The organism is Szabonella alba (genome assembly GCF_016765775.1).
Classification (GTDB): domain Bacteria; phylum Pseudomonadota; class Alphaproteobacteria; order Rhodobacterales; family Rhodobacteraceae; genus Szabonella; species Szabonella alba.
In genome coordinates this window covers 281,078-294,303 of sequence record NZ_JAESVN010000002.1, presented here as the reverse complement: position 1 = coordinate 294,303, position 13,226 = coordinate 281,078, and the positions used below count along the sequence as shown (strand labels likewise).

The 13,226-nt window shown below is 62.8% G+C and carries 14 protein-coding genes; 9 read left to right on the top strand and 5 right to left on the bottom strand.

The features are described 5' to 3' along the window. Window positions 1–19: 19 nt before the first annotated feature. Genes JL811_RS05865 through JL811_RS05850 form a run of 4 tightly spaced genes read right to left on the bottom strand, consistent with a single transcriptional unit; the run spans window position 20 to window position 3,950 of the window. Window positions 20–1,132 carry an isocitrate/isopropylmalate dehydrogenase family protein gene (locus JL811_RS05865; RefSeq protein ID WP_202687561.1) on the bottom strand — a complete coding sequence of 371 codons (1,113 nt, stop codon included), beginning with the start codon at window positions 1,130–1,132 and terminating at the stop codon, window positions 20–22. Window positions 1,133–1,188: 56 nt separating this feature from the next. Further along, window positions 1,189–2,151, bottom strand: a complete 963-nt coding sequence (locus tag JL811_RS05860) for a TRAP transporter substrate-binding protein (RefSeq protein WP_202687560.1) — start codon at window positions 2,149–2,151, stop codon at window positions 1,189–1,191. A gap of 23 nt (window positions 2,152–2,174) precedes the next feature. Beyond that, on the bottom strand, window positions 2,175–3,449 hold the full coding sequence (locus tag JL811_RS05855) for a TRAP transporter large permease (RefSeq protein ID WP_202687559.1): 1,275 nt from the start codon (window positions 3,447–3,449) through the stop codon (window positions 2,175–2,177). Between the two features lie 12 nt (window positions 3,450–3,461). After that, window positions 3,462–3,950, bottom strand: coding sequence for a TRAP transporter small permease (locus JL811_RS05850; protein WP_202687558.1), 489 nt, complete (start codon window positions 3,948–3,950; stop codon window positions 3,462–3,464). A gap of 171 nt (window positions 3,951–4,121) precedes the next feature. Here JL811_RS05850 and JL811_RS05845 point away from each other — a divergent pair, with 171 nt between their 5' ends. From JL811_RS05845 to JL811_RS05810, 8 genes are all read left to right on the top strand, one after another. Next, window positions 4,122–4,808 (top strand): GntR family transcriptional regulator, encoded by a 687-nt coding sequence (locus tag JL811_RS05845; RefSeq protein WP_202687557.1) that lies wholly within the window; start codon window positions 4,122–4,124, stop codon window positions 4,806–4,808. Window positions 4,809–4,843: 35 nt separating this feature from the next. Continuing rightward, complete coding sequence (locus JL811_RS05840) at window positions 4,844–5,602, top strand: SDR family NAD(P)-dependent oxidoreductase (RefSeq protein ID WP_202687556.1); 759 nt, start codon at window positions 4,844–4,846, stop codon at window positions 5,600–5,602. 236 nt (window positions 5,603–5,838) lie between these two features. Beyond that, on the top strand, window positions 5,839–6,843 hold the full coding sequence (locus tag JL811_RS05835) for a TRAP transporter substrate-binding protein (RefSeq protein ID WP_202687555.1): 1,005 nt from the start codon (window positions 5,839–5,841) through the stop codon (window positions 6,841–6,843). An 82-nt stretch (window positions 6,844–6,925) separates the two neighbouring features. Next, window positions 6,926–7,468, top strand: coding sequence for a TRAP transporter small permease subunit (locus JL811_RS05830; RefSeq protein ID WP_202687554.1), 543 nt, complete (start codon window positions 6,926–6,928; stop codon window positions 7,466–7,468). Then, window positions 7,465–8,748, top strand: a complete 1,284-nt coding sequence (locus JL811_RS05825; protein WP_202687553.1) for a TRAP transporter large permease — start codon at window positions 7,465–7,467, stop codon at window positions 8,746–8,748. Before JL811_RS05830 ends, JL811_RS05825 begins: the two co-directional genes overlap by 4 nt. 24 nt (window positions 8,749–8,772) lie before the next feature. Continuing rightward, window positions 8,773–9,654, top strand: a complete 882-nt coding sequence (locus JL811_RS05820) for an HpcH/HpaI aldolase/citrate lyase family protein (RefSeq protein ID WP_202687552.1) — start codon at window positions 8,773–8,775, stop codon at window positions 9,652–9,654. A 49-nt stretch (window positions 9,655–9,703) separates the two neighbouring features. Next, complete coding sequence (locus JL811_RS05815) at window positions 9,704–10,930, top strand: CaiB/BaiF CoA transferase family protein (protein WP_202687551.1); 1,227 nt, start codon at window positions 9,704–9,706, stop codon at window positions 10,928–10,930. Window positions 10,931–10,966: 36 nt separating this feature from the next. Further along, a complete protein-coding gene (locus tag JL811_RS05810; RefSeq protein WP_202687550.1) occupies window positions 10,967–12,043 on the top strand; it encodes an Ldh family oxidoreductase in 1,077 nt (358 codons plus the stop codon). A 35-nt stretch (window positions 12,044–12,078) separates the two neighbouring features. Here JL811_RS05810 and JL811_RS05805 read toward each other — a convergent pair whose 3' ends face one another. Beyond that, window positions 12,079–12,801 (bottom strand): FCD domain-containing protein, encoded by a 723-nt coding sequence (locus JL811_RS05805; protein WP_202687549.1) that lies wholly within the window; start codon window positions 12,799–12,801, stop codon window positions 12,079–12,081. A gap of 134 nt (window positions 12,802–12,935) precedes the next feature. On the opposite strand from JL811_RS05805, the gene JL811_RS05800 reads away from it, so the two are divergent. Then, window positions 12,936–13,220 (top strand): putative quinol monooxygenase, encoded by a 285-nt coding sequence (locus tag JL811_RS05800; protein ID WP_202687548.1) that lies wholly within the window; start codon window positions 12,936–12,938, stop codon window positions 13,218–13,220. The last annotated feature ends 6 nt before the right edge of the window (window positions 13,221–13,226 follow it).

Sequence of the window (13,226 nt, the reverse complement as noted above, 5' to 3'; positions counted from 1 at the left end):
ATGGTGGCGAAGTGGCGGATCAGGCCATGACCGCCAGACGGTCACACAGATCCTCGGTGATCCGGTCGGACCGGGCATTGCCGCCCAGATCACCGGGCAGGTTGCCGTCAGTCAGACACCCGGCCACCGCCGCGCGCACCCGTTCGGCACCCTCGGTCAGGCGGGCGTCACCGTGCCGGTCGCCCAGCCAGTCCAGCATCATTGCTGCCGACAGGATGGTGCCATAGGGGTTTGCGATCCCCTGCCCCGCGATATCGGGGGCCGAGCCATGCGCGGCCTGGAAAAAGCCGTTCCGGTCCCCGATTTCAGCGGTGGGGGACATGCCCATACCGCCCACCGTTGCCGCACCCAGATCCGAAATAATGTCGCCGAACATGTTCTCGGTCACGATCACATCATAGAAATCGGGCTTGCGGACCAGATGCACCGTCATGGCGTCAACCAGCGCGAAGTCCAGTTCGATATCGGGATAGTCATTGGCCACTTCCTGCGCGACCTTGCGGAAAAACGCCAGGCTCCGCAGCACATTCGCCTTGTCGCAGACGGTGACGCGCCGCCGACCGTCGCGCAGCGCGCCATTGCGCAGCCGCGACAGTTCAAACGCCTTGCGCACGACCCGTTCGGTGCCCGCCCGGGTGATGATCCCGGTATCCGAGGCGATATCGTCGCGCACCAGATTGCCACCGCCCCGCGCGGCATAGAAGCCTTCGGTATTTTCGCGCAGGATGACATAGTCGATCCCGGTCCGCGCCGCATCGGACAGCGGCGAACTGACGCCGGGATGCAGTTTCACCGGGCGGATATTGGCGAAAAGATCCAGCCGGAAGCGCAGTTGCAGGCCGAAATCCAGCCCCGCCTCGGTGCCGTCGGGATAGGTGACGCCGGGAATGCCCGCCGCGCCGTGAAAGATCGCATCCGCCGCCTTGCAGGCGTCATAGGTCGCGGCGGGAAAGGCCGTGCCGGTGTCACGGTAGCAATTCGCCCCCGCCCGGTATTCGCTGAAATTCAGGATGCCGTCGCCGCCCAGTGCCGCGCGCATCACCGCAAGCCCCGCACCGCAGACCTCGGGCCCGATGCCGTCACCCTGCACCACGGCAATCTCATAGCGGTTTTTCGGGTTCTTCGCTGTCATTCTCATGTCTCCTCGACTGGAAATGGGGGGCGGGCCAGCAACCCGCCCGCCGGAAATCAGTTGGCGGCAGCCGCCTCGGTCATGCGCGCATACCAAGGTTCAAGATCCGGAAACTGGGCCACGACCTCGCGCGCCTTTTCACGGAAGGGGGCGCGGTCGATCTCGATCACGGTCATGCCCTTGTCCTTCAGATCCTGCAGGATGGCGGCCTCTTCGACGGCGATATGCTCGTTATACCAATCCGCCGCGGTATCGGCGGCCGCTTCAAGCGCCGCCTGCACTTCGGGGGCCATGGCATCGAAGGCCTCGGCGTTGAACTGGAAGGTGAAGCCGTTCGCCATATGGCTGGTCAGGATCAGATAATCCTGCGCCTCGTTCAGGCTGGCGCTCTGGATCGTGGCCAGCGGATTTTCCTGCGCCTCGATCACACCCTGCTGCAGCGCGGTGAACACCTCGGCCCATGACATCGGCGTGGGGCTGGCGCCAAAGACCTGCCAGGTGACCAGCCGTTCGCGCATCGGCGAGACGCGGATCTTGAGACCGGAAAGATCCTCGATCTGTTCGATCGGGCGTGAGGCGGTCAATTCCCGCGCGCCGCGATACATATGGCCCAGAACACGGAAATTCGCCTCGGTCGCGATCTCTTCCTTGATCTCTTCGCCCACGGGGCCGTTCCAGACAGCGGCGTAATGGTCAGCCCCGTCGAACAGATAGGGCAGGCTTTCGACGCCTGCGACCGGGGTGTAACGCGACAGCGTGCCGATACTTTCGATCACGATATCGACGCTGCCCTGTTGCAGCCCGTCCTGCATCTGCTGGTAATCGCCCAGACTGCTGGCCGGAAAGATGCGGATATCGACATCGCCGCCGGTCTGTTCGCGCACCGTATCGGCGAACAGGGTCGCGGCCTCATGTACCGGGTCGCTGGGATCCTGCCCATGGCCCAGCCGCAGCGTCTGCGCTGTGGCGGGCATGGCCAGTGCGGCGGCAATCGTGGTTGCAATGATGAGATGTTTCATTGGTCTCCTCCCTTGGTTTTTGGTCAGTTCAGCAATCCGGGCAGCCAGAGAACCAGCCCCGGAATGTAGGTGATGAGCATCAGCACGACGATCTGCACCCCGATGAAGGGCAGCGCCGCCCAGGCCGCGCGGTTCAGTGAGACATCCCCGATCTTCGCCGCAAGGTTCAGGCACAGCCCGACCGGTGGCGTGACCAGCCCGACCAGCAGGTTGAACACGACGACGATGCCGAAATGCGTCAGGTCGATGCCGACCTCGGGCAGCACCGGCAGGATCACCGGCAGCAGGATCAGCATGGCCGCCTTCGCCTCCATCACCATGCCGACCATCAGAAAGACGATGTTCAGCATCATCAGGATCGCCCAGGGATTGCGGGTGAATTCAAAGATCCATGCGGCCAGCGCCTGCGGCACCTCAAGGATCGTCAGCACCCAGGCAAAGACCAGCGCCCCGGCGGCAACCGTCATCAAGGATCCGACCCGGACGCCCGTTTCCCACAGGATCGCGGGCAGGGCCGTCACGCGCAGATCGCGATAGATGAACAATCCCACGATCAGCGCATAGATCACGGCAACCGCAGCGGCCTCGGTCACCGTGAAGATACCGCCCAGCAATCCGCCGATGATCAGCAGCGGCAGCACCAGCGCCCAGATCGCCGAGATGAAGCTTTGCGTCAGGAAGGTCAGCGAGGACCGACCGTAAACCGGATAGTTGCGGCGCTTGGCGATGATATGGGTGACAATGGCCAGCCCGATGCACAGCATGACCCCCGGCACATAGCCCGCCAGAAACAGGTTGGTGATCGAGACCTGCGCGATGATGCCGTACAGGATCAGCGTGATCGAGGGCGGAATGATCGGCCCGCAGGTCGAGGACACCGCCGTCAGCGCCACGGTGAAATCGGCGTCATAGCCCTCTTTCTTCATCGCGGGGATCATGATCGACCCGACCGAGGCGGTATCGGCCGTGGCCGAACCCGAGATTCCGCCAAAGAACATCGAACTGAGGATATTCACCTGCGCCAGCCCCCCGGGCAGGAAGCCCACGGCTGCGTTGGAAAAGCGGATGATCCGTTCGGTGATGCCCGAAAAGTTCATCACATGGCCGACCAGCAGAAAGAACGGGATCGCCATGAAGGTGAAGGAATTGATCCCGGCGATGAAACGCTGCGGGAACACCGACAGCGGCATCCCCAGCGCCAGCAGGGTCAGGACGGAACTGCCCGCAAGACAGACCGGCAAAGGCAGGCCGATCAGCAGCATGAAGACCAGCGACAGGACGAGAACGGCAATTTCCATTTATCCGGCCTTTCAGAACGGGCGGGTTTCGCGCCGCAGCGCGAGTTCGGCCAGAAAAACGAGCATCAGCACCGAGGAGGCCACCGCCGAGGCGTAAAGCCATGCATAGGTCAGCCCGAGGCCCGGGCTGGTCTGCCGCAGTCCCGATATCGTCAGATTGATGCCCTGCCACAGCAGGACCCCCGCCAGCGCCGCCACGATCAGATAGCGCAGAACCGCGAGGACGGTGGCCAGCGATCCGGTCAGTCCGACCAGATGAAAGTCGATGCGGATATGGTCCATCCTGCGAAAGGCCAGCGCAAAACCCAGCAGCGCGACCCAGACCATCGACCAGCTTGCCAGTTCCGACGACCAGAAGGTCGGCGTCGAGAACCAGTAGCGCATGATGACCTCATATCCGACGACCACGATCATCACCGCGAACAACATCGCCGAGACGATTCGTGTCGCCAGATCCAGCCAGTCCGCTATGCGCCGAAACAGTTGCGCAAGGTGATCCATGCTGTCTTTCCCCCCTGACTTGTCATTGACTTCCTCCGCCGCATACCAAAAAGTATATTGCTAAATATATCAATGAAAATTTTTGCAGCTTTCCCATGACCTTGCTAAAAACATTCCTCCGGCCTTGCCGCACGACCGGGGCGAGCGGCGGAAAACAGGGAGAGATACGCAATGTCGGCCAAGACGGAGAACGGCATGAAACGCGCCTCGGACACGGCCTATTTCAGCGTCAAGGAACGCATCCTTGCCGGACGGCTTGCCCCCAATGCCCTTCTGGACGAAGGCGAGATCGCGCGCGAACTGGGCATGAGCCGCACCCCCGTGCGCGAGGCGCTGCTGCGACTGCAATCGGAACGGATGATCGAGATCGCGCGCGGCAGGGGGATCCGGGTCTTGCCGATCTCGTTGAAGGACATGCGCGAAAGCTATCAGGTGATCTCGGGGCTTGAGATGGTGGCGGTGCAGCTGCTGGTGGCGCGCAAACCATCAGACGCGGATCTGGCGCCCCTGTCGGGGGCGATTGCCCGGATGCGGCAAGCGCTGGAAAGCGGCAACCGGATGGGCTGGTGCGCCGCGGATGAGGATTTCCACCGTGCCCTGCTGACACTGTCGGGCAATGGCACTCTGGCCGCCGTTGGGCTGCAGTTGCGCGACCTGACCAGCCGCGCGCATATCGTCGCCGTCCGCCTGCAAAGTGAGGAATATACCCGCGTCTCGACCGAGAACCACGCCGCCCTGATCGTGGCATTGCTGGACGGCACGTTCGATCTGGCGATCCAGAAACACCTGCTGCAGCGCCAGCGCGGTGAGGATCTTCTGGTCGGTGCGCTGGAATCGATGAATTTCAGCGCACTGTAAGGCAGGCGCGCAAGGATGCAGAAAGGACAAGCGGAATGTTGAAGGCTTTTGATCTGACGGGCGAACTGGCCGTCATCACCGGCGCGGCCAGCGGTATCGGCGAGGCGGCGGCGCGGATGCTGGCCGCAGCGGGGGCGCGGGTCGCGATTGTCGACCGGGATCGCGATCAGGCCGAAACCGTGGCCGCGACGATCCCCGGGGCCCTGGCGCTTGGTGCGGATGTCGCCTCCGAGGCAGAATTCGAGGCCGCGCTGGATGAGGCAGAGGCCATTGCGGGACTGCCCTCGATTCTGGTCAATTGCGCGGGCATCGCAATCCGCAAAGCGGCAGTCGAGGCCACGCTGGAGGATTGGAACCGTGTGGTCGATGTCAACATGACCGGCAGTTTCCTGACCAGCCGGGCGCTGGCGCGGCGTCTGATCGCGGCGGGGCGAGCGGGGGCCATCGTGCAGACCGCGTCAATCATGGGGCTGTCGGGGGGCGGGATCTATCCCAACATTTCCTATCAGACCACCAAGGGCGCGATTGTGAACATGACCCGCGCGCTGGCGGTGGAATGGGCGGGCAACGGCATCCGCGTCAATGCGGTTGCCCCCACCTATGTCCGCACGCCTTTCATCAAGGGGTTGATGGACCAGCCCGATCTGATGGCGCGGATCTATGACATGACGCCGCTGCGCAGGCTGGCGGAACCCGAGGAAGTGGCTGCCGCGATCCTGTTTCTGGCGAGTCCGGGGGCGGCAATGGTCACGGGCCATACATTGCCCGTCGATGGCGGCTATCTGGCGCAATAGCGCGCCTTCCGCAGTTTTGACGACCTGACCGGCATCCGGGGCACATGGCTGCCCCGGGTGCCGTCGATCCGGTTTTTTACCCTCCCCGCCATTGCGCGGCTTTCCGGTCCGGTCCCGGCCCAGGGCAGAAAATCCTTTCGGAATCGAATTTGGTATGATAGCTCGATAGGTATACAGCAGGAGGAGCCGGATCGGCGCTGTAGCAAGATCACCAAACCATCAGGGAGGAGAAGCCCATGGCCACTTTCGGAAGCACCATCGCCCTTGCGATGACGGTCGGCGCATCAGTCGCGCTTGGCACCAGCGGCGCGGTTGCGCAGGACAGCATCACATTGAACGCCGCCCATGTCGGCACGGTGCCGGACCACCACTTCAATTACGGTTTTGAAAGCTTTGCCCGTCATCTGGCGGAACTGAGCGGCGACCGGTTTGAAACCATCATCCATCAGGGCACGATGGGCGGACAGCGCGAGAATGTCGAACAGGTGCAGGAAGGTATCCTTGACATCACATCGACCTCGCTTTCGCTTCTGGGCAATTTCGGCGGTCAGGCGGGCGTGTTCGACCTGCCCTATCTGTTCGCCAGCCGGGAAGAGGCCTATCGCGCGCTGGACAGCGACGTCGGACAGCAGGTCGTGCAGGATCTGCGCAACAACAACCTGATCCTGCTGTCCTACTGGGAAAACGGCTTTCGCCACATCACCAACAACGCCAAGCCGATCCAGACCCCGGAAGATATTGCGGGCCTGCGCATTCGTGTGCCCGAATCGCCCGAATATGTCGCCACCTTCGAGGCGCTTGGCGCCCGGCCCACACCGATGTCCTGGACCGAGGTGTTCACCGGGCTGCAGCAGGGCGTGATCGACGGTCAGGAAAACCCCTTCGGCAACACCTGGGACGGCAATATGTTCGAGGTGCAGAAGTTCATGTCGATGACCGGCCATGTCTATGCCGGCAATGGCGTCGTGATGAATCTGGCCCGTTTCGAGGCGCTGACCGAGGAAGAACAGGGCTGGGTTATGGAAGCCGCCCGGCTCGCCCAGGGCGAACAGCGGCAATATGTTCAGGACATGGATGTTGAATTCAAAAGCCGCCTAGAAGAAAAAGGTATGCAGATCAACGAAGTGGCCGACAAAGGCCCGTTCATTGAGGCCGCCGAAGGCGCCTATGAGGCCGTGTTTTACGACAAATACGGACGTGAGTTGATCGACCAGATTCGTGCGGTCGCCCGGTCCGAGTGACCGCATGATCCCGCCCGGACCGAGTGCCCACCGGTCCGGGCGGACTGTTCCCCATCCCCCCGGATAATCAGGAATTCTTCCCGTGATACTGCTTCGTTTCATCGACGGGGCCTGCCGTGCGCTGATCGGGGTTGCCATCCTCGTGATGGTCTTCTCGATCTTCGGACAGGTCTTTTACCGCGTCGCGCTTGACAGCTTTCTGGGCTGGGCCGAAGAGGTCGCGCGTTTCTCGTTCGTCTGGCTGGTCTTCATCGGCTCGGTCAGCGCCTTCTGGGGGCGCAACCATCTTGGCATCGACTTTCTACCCGAGTTGCTGGGCCCGCGGGGCCGGGTCATTCTGGATACAGTGATCTGCGCAATCGTGCTGGTCTTCTGCATCGTGCTGGCGCGTTACGGCTATACGCTGACCCTGCGCACGATGACCCAGACCGCACCGGCCACCGGCATCGTGATGGGCTATGTCTATATGGCCATGCCGCTTGGTGCGGCGTTGACGGCGCTGTTCGCGGCAGTCGATTTCCTGCGCAACCTTTCGGCGCTCTGGCAGGGGGATCTGTCCCGGGCCGCCATCCAGCCACAACAGGCAGGCGTCGTCGAAGCCGCCCTGCGGGAGGACGGTCAATGAGCGGTATCTTCTTTGCCTTCTTCTTTCTCTTCGCCGTTCTGGCGGTTCCGATCGCCTTTTCGCTGGCTGCGGCGGGAACGGTCGCGATCTGGCTGTCCTCATCCCCCCTGCCCTTGACGACCATCCCGCAGCGCATGTTCGCGGCGGTCGATTCCTTCCCCTTTCTTGCCATTCCCTTCTTCATCCTTGTCGGCGACATGATGTCGGGCAGCGGCATCACCCGCAGGCTGGTCGATCTGGCCGCCTCGGTGGTCGGTGCCATCCATGGCGGGCTGGCGATCATCACGCAGGTCGCGGGCTCGATGATGGATGCGATGTCGGGGTCTTCGGCGGCATCGACTGCCGCCATGGGTTCGGTCATGCTGCCGGAAATGGCGCGGCAGAACTATGACAAGGGCTGGTCCGCCGCCGTGGTCGCGGCCAGTGGTGTGACCGGGGTCATCATTCCGCCCTCGATAACCGCCGTGGTCTATGGGTCAGTTGCCGGGGTTTCCATCGGGCAGTTGTTCATGGGGGGCGTGTTGCCCGGTTTCATGATCGTCGCCTCAATGTGCATCCTTTTCGCCATTCAGGCCAAGCGGCGCAACTATCCCAAGCAAGAGGCCAACCGTTCGATCAAGGGGTTCACCCTGTCGCTGCGCCGTTCTGTGCTGGCGCTGATGATCCCGATGATCGTTCTGGGCGGCATCTATGGCGGCATCTTCACCCCGACCGAGGCGGGGGCTGTCACCGCCGTCTATACCTTCATCGTCGGCGTCTTCATCTATCGCGAACTGCCGCTGCACAAGGTCTGGCCGCTGATCATCCGTTCGGCCATCACCACGGCGGCAATCATGCTGGTTGTGGCCGGGGCGAATGTGCTGGGCTTCGTCGTGACCTTCGAACGTGTGCCGCAGGCCGTTGCGGGCTTCATGCTGGCGCTCAGCGAGAACCCGACCATCATCATGATGATCCTGATGCTGATCTTTCTGCTGGCAGGCATGTTCGTCACGGCCTCGGCGGCGGTGGTCATCCTTGCGCCCATCGTGCTGCCGATTGTCACCAGCCTTGGCATCGACCCGATCTTCTTTGGCGTGCTGGCGGTGGTCAATCTGGGCATCGGCACGGTGACCCCGCCCCTGGGCATCAACCTGTTCATCGTGTCGGGCATCGCGAAAGTGCCGCTTGACCGGGTGCTGCGCGAGATCTGGCCAGTGCTGGCCGTGCTGCTTTTCGACCTGCTGATCCTGATGATGTTCCCGCAGATCGTACTGTTCCTGCCCGAACTGATGCGGAACTGATCCAAATTTACGGAGAGACCTGAAATGACTGTCACAAGACCGATCCGCAGCTGGCTGTTCGCCCCCGGCATGGATGCCCGCAAGATGGAAAAGGCGCTGGCGTCAGATGCCGATGCCCTGATCCTTGATATCGAGGATGCCGTTGCCCTTTCGGAAAAACCGAAAGCACGCGAAATGGTGCGTGCGCTGTCGGCGCAGATCTCGCCCGAGCGTCAGGTGTTCGTGCGGGTCAATGACCTGATGACCGGCATGACAGCCGAGGATATCCGCGCCGCCTGCGCGGGCGGGATCGCGGGCATCATCCTGCCCAAGGCGGAATCGGCCGAAATGATCCGCATCGCTTCGGCGCTTGTGGATGAGGCCAGCCGCGCCGCGGGCGTGCCGCAGGGCCAGATCCGCATCGGCGCCATTCTGGAATCCGCCCGGGGTGTCTTGCGCGCCGAAGAGATCGGATCGGCGGGCGGTCGGCTGGAAACGCTGATGTTCGGCGCGGGCGATTTCACCAATGATATCGGAATTCCCACCTCGAATGTCGGAGAACATATCATCAACGGCAAGCTGCAGACCGTGCTGGCCTGCCGGTCAAACGGGCTGCGCCCGCCGATTGATACCGTGTTCTTCGACGTGACCGATCCCGACGGCTTTGCCGCCGATTGCCGGCAGGGGCGCGATTTCGGGTTTCAGGGCAAAGCCGTGATCCATCCGACGCAGATCGCCGTGGCGAATGACGCCTATTCCCCGTCCGCCACCGATATCGCCTTTGCCACACAGGTCGTGGACAGCTTCACCCGCGCCGAGGCCGAGGGCGTGGGCGCGATCCGCGTCGAGGGCAAGCTGGTCGATTACGCGATGGTCAAGAATTCCCGCAAACTGCTCGATACCGCAAGGGCGCTTGGGCTGGCGTGACCGCCGACCCACCCTTTCCACTGGCCGAGACTGAAAAGAGATCGTGAAGATGACCGAAGAACAGACCCATTCCACCGACGATGCCGCATCGAAGCCCCTGCCGCTGGAAGGCGTGCGGGTGCTGGACCTTGCCCGCCTGATTGCGGGGGGTTGCATCGGCACGCTGATGGCCGATTTCGGCGCCGAGGTCGTGAAGATCGAGGCCCCCGGCAAGGGCGATCCGCTGCGCGCATGGTCGGTCGAAAACTCTGAACTCTGGTGGAAGGTCTATGCGCGCAACAAGAAAAGCATGACGCTGAACCTGTCACGGCAGGAAGGGCGCGATATCCTGATGGAGATCCTGCCGCATTTCGACGTGCTGGTGGAAAGCTTCGTGCCCGGCAAGCTGGAGGCATGGGGACTGTCGCCCGAGGCGCTGCATGAGCGCAATCCGGGACTGGTGATCGTGCGCGCCTCGGGCTGGGGACAGACCGGCACCTACAGCCCGCGGCCCGGCTTCGGCACGCTGATCGAATCGATGAGCGGCTTTGCCCATATGACCGGGCAGCCCGACGGCCCCCCCACCCTGCCGCCCTTGCCGCTGGCCGATATGACCGCCTGTCTTTACGGCACCATGGCCACGATGATGGCGCTTTATCACCGCGATCTGCGGGGCGGGGCGGGGCAGGTGATCGACCTTGCGATCTATGAACCGATGATCGCGATTCTGGGCCCATCGGCGGCGGAATATCAGCATTTTGGTATCGTCCAGCAGCGGCGCGGCAATCGCGCGCCCACCAATGCGCCGCGCAACACCTATGAAACGCAGGACGGCAAATGGATCGCGATTTCCGCCGCCACGCAGGCGATGACGGAAAAGACCCTTCATGCCATCGGCCGCCCCGAAATGATTGCCGATCCGCGTTTCGCAACCAATGCCGCGCGGGTGCGCAATGTCGAGGAACTGGATGCAGCCCTGCAGGCCGAGATCGGCGCGCGGCCACAGGCGGAAATGCTGGCGATCTTCCATGCCGCAGGCGTCACCGCCGCCCCGGTCTATGACATCACCCAGTTGTTGGAAGATGAACATGTCATCAGCCGCGAGGTCATCGTGGATGTGCCTGACCGCGACCGGGGCAGCGTGAAGATGCACAATATCATCCCGCGCATGTCCGGCACACCGGGGCGGATCCGGTCGACCGGGCCCGCGCTTGGCGAACATGGCGACGCGATCCTGCGCGAATTCGGTTTTGACGAGGACCGCATCAGGGCTGCCCGTGCCGACGGGCTTTTCTGACCTGACAAAGGTGATCCGGGAAGGAGCAAGAGTGAGATGAGCGACACGATGATGATCGCGGTGGAACCGCTGAAGGAATTCTGCCGTCAGGTGCTGCGCAAGGTGGGCGTGCCCGAGGACGACGCCCGCCTGTCGATTGATGTGCTGGTCGAGGCCGATCTGCGCGGGGTCTATTCGCATGGCGTCGTGCGTCTGCCGATCTATGCCGAACGGCTGCGCGCGGGTGTGATGAATTCCGCGCCGAAAATGGTGACAAGGCGTGAGACGCCATCGACCTGCATCTTTGACGGCGACAATGGCATCGGCATGATTGTCGGTGTCCGGTCAATGGAAGTGGCGATTGAAAAGGCCCGCCGTTCGGGCGCGCCCTCTTTCATCTCGGTCGAACGCAGCAACCATTACGGCGCTGCCGCCTATTTCGCCGAACAGGCCGCCGATGCGGGGATGATCGGCTTTTCCTTCACCATCGGCGGCATCAACCATATGGCGCCCTGGGGTGGGCGCGAGGCGATGCTGGGCAACAATCCCTTTGCCATCGCCCTGCCCACGCCCTGCGGTTTCAACATCGTGCTGGACATGGCCTGTTCGGTGGCCGCGCGCGGCAAGATCATCGTCGCCGCCGCCAATGGCGATCCGATCCCGCCCGACTGGGCGCTTGGCCCCGACGGGCAGCCCACCACCGATGCCGTCGAGGCCCTGAAAGGTCTGGTGCAGCCCGTGGGCGGGCCGAAAGGCTATGCGCTGACGCTGATCATCGGGCTGTTGTCCACCATGCTGTCCGAGGCGTTTTTCGGGTCCGAAGTCACCCATCTTTATGAGGATTTCGACAATCCGCAGAATATCGGCCATCTGCAGGGCGCGCTGCCGATCGAGCTGTTTCAGGATATGGACCGCTATAACGAGCGGATCACCAAGGCGGTCGAGGAAATGCGCAACACCAAGCCCGCCGCTGGCGTCGAACGGGTCTATCTGCCCGGCGAGCGCGAGCATCTGGCGCGTGAGGCCGCAATCCGGCAGGGCATCCCGCTGGGCCATGGCGTTCTGGACGACCTGCGCCAGATCGGCGGCAAGCTGGGCGTGCCCTTTGACGATATCGTCACCGGCCGGGCCTGACCGGCCCCCTTGCCGCTGTCATGACAAGGGCGGACCTAGCCTGCCGAATGGCGGGTCCGCCAGTAGAACTGGGAAACCTCGGACAGATGCTCTCTCATCGCCTGCTCTGCCGCTGCCGGATCGCGGGCGCGGATCGCCTCGAAGATCTGCGCATGGGACGCATAGGCCCGCGCCGCCGATCCGGCCTGACGCAACGAGGTCAGGCGCTGTTCGGTCAGCCATTCGGCCAGCGTCGCGTTCAGCGCGTCAAACAGCGGATTGCCGCAGATCGCCGCCACGCGGTTGTGAAAGGCGACATCGCTGCGTGCAAAGGCATCGACATCGGCCAGCGCGCGCTTGTTCTCGGCCAGATGGCGTTCAAGATCAGCGATATCCGAGGCGCGCGCCATCATCGCGGCGCGGCGCACGATGGCGCTTTCCCAGAATTCCCGCGCATCCTGAAAGTTCCGCAGCCCTTCGCGGTCGCGCAGCAGATTGGCCACAACGCCCGAGAATTCGCCCAGAATGACCGTGGCATCAGGTTCGGTGACAACCGCGCGCCCGCCATTGCGCAATTCCAGCACACCCTTCTTGCTGAGCGCGAAAAGCGCCTCACGCACCGAGGTGCGGCCAATGCCCAGCATCTCGGCCAGTTCGCGTTCGGCAGGCAGGCGGTCCCCGACCTTCAGATGCCCGGTGCGGATCCATTCCTCGATCTTCTCGGCCGCCTCTTCATAGAGTTTGCGGCGCCGGATCTTCTGGTTTGGAACGTCCCACATATGACCTGCCTGTTACCAAGGGTGGCCCAGTATAATCGGCATGTCCGATGACGTCCACGCTTTGCCCGACCGCCCGGCCAACGAATGCCGCCTCTGCCTCATTCCAATCGAAATTCAGGAAAGCTCCGTCCTCCATGTTTGTCGTGACCGTCCATTTTGAAATCCATCCGCCCCTGATCGAAGACTTCCTGCCGCTGATCCGGGAAAATGCGCGCCGTTCGGTCGAGGATGAACCGGGTTGCCGGCAATTCGATGTCTGTATCGACCCCGGTGCCCGGCACAGAGTCTTTCTGTATGAGGTCTATGACGATGCCGATGCCTTCAGCGCCCATCAGCAGACCCCGCATTTCGCGCAGTTCGACGGGGCGTCACGGACGATGGTGGCGGGGAAATCGGTCAGCATCCTCAACCGGCTCTGATCTGGC